The 4,116-nt window shown below is 39.7% G+C and carries 5 protein-coding genes; 2 read left to right on the top strand and 3 right to left on the bottom strand.

The features are described from left to right. From Q7U95_RS04780 to Q7U95_RS04770, 3 genes are all read right to left on the bottom strand, one after another. Positions 1–193: hypothetical protein (locus Q7U95_RS04780; RefSeq protein ID WP_308752312.1), on the bottom strand; the 193-nt coding region annotated here is incomplete at its 3' end. 640 nt (positions 194–833) lie between these two features. Further along, positions 834–1,133 (bottom strand): helix-turn-helix transcriptional regulator, encoded by a 300-nt coding sequence (locus Q7U95_RS04775; RefSeq protein ID WP_308752310.1) that lies wholly within the window; start codon positions 1,131–1,133, stop codon positions 834–836. Beyond that, complete coding sequence (locus Q7U95_RS04770) at positions 1,126–1,479, bottom strand: type II toxin-antitoxin system RelE/ParE family toxin (RefSeq protein ID WP_308752308.1); 354 nt, start codon at positions 1,477–1,479, stop codon at positions 1,126–1,128. The genes Q7U95_RS04775 and Q7U95_RS04770 overlap by 8 nt, the downstream gene beginning before the upstream one ends. Before the next feature lie 716 nt (positions 1,480–2,195). On the opposite strand from Q7U95_RS04770, the gene Q7U95_RS04765 reads away from it, so the two are divergent. After that, positions 2,196–2,729 carry a BfmA/BtgA family mobilization protein gene (locus Q7U95_RS04765; RefSeq protein ID WP_308752306.1) on the top strand — a complete coding sequence of 178 codons (534 nt, stop codon included), beginning with the start codon at positions 2,196–2,198 and terminating at the stop codon, positions 2,727–2,729. Between the two features lie 8 nt (positions 2,730–2,737). Continuing rightward, positions 2,738–3,607 carry a DUF5712 family protein gene (locus Q7U95_RS04760; RefSeq protein WP_308752305.1) on the top strand — a complete coding sequence of 290 codons (870 nt, stop codon included), beginning with the start codon at positions 2,738–2,740 and terminating at the stop codon, positions 3,605–3,607. Positions 3,608–4,116: the final 509 nt, after the last annotated feature.

Raw genomic sequence — 4,116 nt, 5'->3', positions numbered from 1 at the left:
TATTTCCCGCCAGGAATGACACAGGAACGGACACCACAAAGTTGTTAAACAAGTCTTTATCTATCTGTTTTTCCTTGGTCAAATGGTTCTGCAGGGACTCATAAATCTTGTAGATTATATTCTTCTGCAAAGCCGTAAAGTCATAGCGTGCGTTTGTTACACGGTTAGGTTGAACTAAAGCAATACTTTCCATATGATTTATTTTTTCAAAGATATGAAAACGAACTTATAAAACAATTCAATTCGTATTTATATATACGTGGTAGTAAAAAAGTTCGGATTTGGTAGTAAAAAAGTTCGGATTGCCTTTTTTTTGGTAGTAAAAAAGTTCGGATTCGATACCGCAAGTCTATATGCCATCAGTGTTTAAGCTTGTGTACAATTGAAGAGTATTCTACAATATTCTTCAATTAGAAGAAGTTTTTAAGATTGAAAAGCGAGCAACTGACAGAATGACAGAGAGTTGAGCGGGAACAACCAGGAAAACGAAGAAAAGGAAAGAAAGAAAAAAAGAAAGCAGGAAAACCCAAAAAAGTTCCGGCGGCGGGGTGTTTTCATAACTGCTTGATATATAGGTTTTTAAAAAATGTTGTTTGGGATCTCGTCGAGGATCCGTAGCAGGGATAAGAAAAGAGCTGTAAATTTTCCCTATGCCTCATTCCGCTACCCGTTTGATAAATTTACGCTAACGTACGTTAACTTCCGTTTCGTGAGACGACCCCTGGTTCAATGGTCACGTGTAGCCGCCTGTGCTGCATCTTCCATAAATTATAACTTCAGGACAGCCGTTTCATACGGCATGGCCGGCTAAACAGTGTTACCGCCACTGTTCATTATTTTAATTCAACATTCAGACGAAGATGTCCGCCAAATCCTTCACTAATTATTCGCATTAAGGTAGAAAGTCTTATGTCTGAAGCATTGTTTTCTATTCGTGAAATGTACGTCTTTGTAGTTCCACATTTTACAGCAAGTTGCTCTTGGGTCAAACCTTGTCCCTTACGTAATTCTTGAAGCATTAAACCGAGTTTGAAAGCTTCAAATCCTTCCTCAAACCGTTCACGCTCCTCTGTTCCTATTTTTCCATATTGCTCGTCCAAGTGATCAGCAAATGAAGTAAGATTTTTATTCATTTTCTTTTTCATTGAAGTATTGTTTTTTTAGTTTTTCTGCTAATTCTATTTCTTTTTTCGGTGTTTTTTGCGATTTCTTTTGAAAACCATTGACAAGTATTATAAGCTGTCCTTCATCGAAGAAACTAAAAACTCTATAAATATCAGTTCCAACTTCAACTCTAATCTCAAAAATACCAGTCGTTCCTGTCATATGGCTGAAATACTTTACAGGAACCATATCAACAGTGCTTATTAACTTTAAGGTCCAGTTGAATTTTCTTTTTACTTCCGGCTTCAATTGCTCAAAGAAGTCCAAGTAGTAATGCTTATAGTAAAAAACATTCCTGATAATTTTTTCTTCCATAATGCAAAGTTAGCTAATTAGGTAACCCAATCCAAATATTTTGAGAAATTTATTTGCACGAAAGTTTTTTCATTCAATTGGCGGTAACCTTTGTATCCCTGAAAATTTCAGGGGTAAACAACAATAACCCGTGTATCCCCCTATAAAAAGTCAGTTTCATTTCAAAGTTTTAATCTGCCAGTTCAAATATACTGCTTTTAACTTTTAGCCCCGCAGAACACCAAGTTCCAAAAAGTTAATGAGGAGAAAAACCAAACAGCAAGACCCCCCCAACAATTATGGACCCTCAAACTCCCCTATAAGCTTTTTGGAGTGTGCTGGCTTGCCGAGTTATTTCCCGTCCTGACGATGGGTTTTCTAAGGACCCACGTCAGACCGGGAATAACTCTACTCACGTGTCTTGCTGTTTTTTTCGCCATCGCTTTAATGCTTTCATCTTTTTCCCTTTTGCTCCTTACGGAGCGTTTCGGACGAGCTACCCGTTCGGGAAGCCGAAGGGTAGCTTTTGCCCGAAACGAAGTGGAGGGAAAAAGATAGTAAGCGGGAACCTCACTGCGTGAGATTCTGCTTGCCCTCTTCGAGGGAGAAACAGGACTAACGTCCTGTTTAAGAAGCTAATAAAACATTTTTGTTTTATTATAAAAACAACTATATTTGTTTAATGAATAGCATTATTTAACATAAATGTCAGATAATCAATTTAAAATATAGTTACTATGGCAACTATCAACGTGGACGAAGCCACCAGAGAGGACTTAAAGACGTATTGCAAAAAACAAGGAATCACCCAGGGCGATTTTGTAAAATATACCCTGGCATATTTTCGAAAATCCGGGATCAACCCGGCTGATCCACCAGAGAGTGTAAAAGAAGAAATTGCAAAAGTTGAAAAAAGAGTAAGCCAGCTCATAGGGTTTCAAAAAACCTTCGAGCGGGACAACTTACTTCCACTGCTCGAGGCGCTAACAAAAACCGAAGGAAAGATAGATCAGCATTTTTCAACCCTTCCCGAAATGCTTGGTGGTACGCTTAAAGAAGTTACTACCATAAGTAAGTTGATAGCTAAACTCGAACAGTCTATTAACAGCACACTGCGAAATCTATTCGACCAGTTTGGCCAGACACAAGAGACCATAGTTAAGCAGTACAAGGATCTGACCGACAAGATTAACATTATCATGGAGCATGGCGCAGCTGTCGGGATGACAGGCAGCAGCATCATTGATCGTCACAGGAAACAAAATAAATAGATTAATCCATGTTTATTAAGTTTGATAAACCGAAAACAGACAGCAAGGGCAAGCTCGCCAGCTCAGGGAGCTCGTCAGCTTTCGTAAACTACCTGGGGAAAGAGGACGAAATACATATTGAACAGGGGGAACAACCTGAGCAATGGTTTAGTAATGGCCGGGATGAATGTCACCCTGCAGAGGTCCGGGCAGCTATCGACAGCGATCACCAGGGCATTGGCAGGAATGAAGGCAAGTTTGCCACAGGAAGCATCAATCCTACTGAGGAGGAGTGGAAAGCCCTGGGAAATACCGAGGCAGAACGGCTGAATAACTTTAAGTCATGGATACAGAAAGATTTTAACCAGGAGTTTGCGGGGAACTTCAAGAAGCTTAACAAAGCGGGGAAGGAGGTAATAATAGAACCCCAAAACGTAAAAATGTACTACAAGGTTGAATACGACCGCTACCATACCGGCCGTGACCAGGAAGTAAAGATGGGATTGAAATGGCAGGGCGAACCCAAGGAGGGTTTTAACGTACATTGTCATTTTATTGTAGGGCGTAAAACGTCAGATGGGAGAAACCGGATCAGTCCGACCACCAACAACCGCAAGGAGTTTGACAGGGACAGGCTAACCCTGAGAACAGAGCAGAGCTTTGACCAGAAAACAGGCTACGAGCGACCGCTTAAAGAGTCCTACCAGTACATGAATACCATGAAGAACGGTACCGGATTGCAAAAAGCGGAAATGTTGCAGAAAGCCGTAACAGCAGAGCTTCGTCCTGGAGTTCTGTTAAAAATCAAAGACCTGGACAAATTAATTAACCCGGAGAAGATCCTCCTGGATATTGGTAAAAAGGTTTTAACCATGGGCTTAAACGCAGGATCTCTTTAAGGTATGCCTGGTACATGAAAAACTATGGTTTACAAAGATCATTTTTGCCAGGGAGCAAAAATGTTTAATCAATCATTTCGGCTTGGGCATTTGCGCGCGAAATGGTAGTGACTAACACCACTAAGGCATTGGAAAAATTCTTCATCAATGTTTTTCCCCCTAAAGACTTCTTCATTTCACGTGAATTAATTAGCGGAATTATCGGTTAATTGGTTATTCACTTTCCCCATATCTGTCGCATCATAGCGATAATGCGCTACAATGCGATGGTTTTATATTAAAAATTCTAATCACAAAAAAATAATTGCGATACACTAATCTATTTCTTATTTTTGTTATATTAATCATTTAAAATTTAATGCCATGCCGTACGCAAGTCCCATTTACAGTGCTAAAACAAAAGATGTTCATCACAACAACAGTGCATGCAAGACAAGAAACAACATTGAGACTGAAAATGTAAGATCAGGGACTGGTGGTTTACCATTATGTAAAGAGTGTGCTAAACT

Source organism: Candidatus Oleimmundimicrobium sp., assembly GCF_030651595.1.
Classification (GTDB): domain Bacteria; phylum Actinomycetota; class Aquicultoria; order UBA3085; family Oleimmundimicrobiaceae; genus JAUSCH01.
The sequence above is the reverse complement of the archived record's forward strand: the minus strand, read 5'-3'. Positions and strand labels throughout refer to the sequence as shown.

Excerpts from the sequence above, each read along its gene's own strand:
- Q7U95_RS04775 (WP_308752310.1), bottom strand. The coding sequence starts at position 1,133 with ATGAATAAAAATCTTACTTCATTTGCTGATCACTTGGACGAGCAATAT.
- Q7U95_RS04770 (WP_308752308.1), bottom strand. The coding sequence starts at position 1,479 with ATGGAAGAAAAAATTATCAGGAATGTTTTTTACTATAAGCATTACTAC.
- Q7U95_RS04765 (WP_308752306.1), top strand. The coding sequence starts at position 2,196 with ATGGCAACTATCAACGTGGACGAAGCCACCAGAGAGGACTTAAAGACG.
- Q7U95_RS04760 (WP_308752305.1), top strand. The coding sequence starts at position 2,738 with ATGTTTATTAAGTTTGATAAACCGAAAACAGACAGCAAGGGCAAGCTC.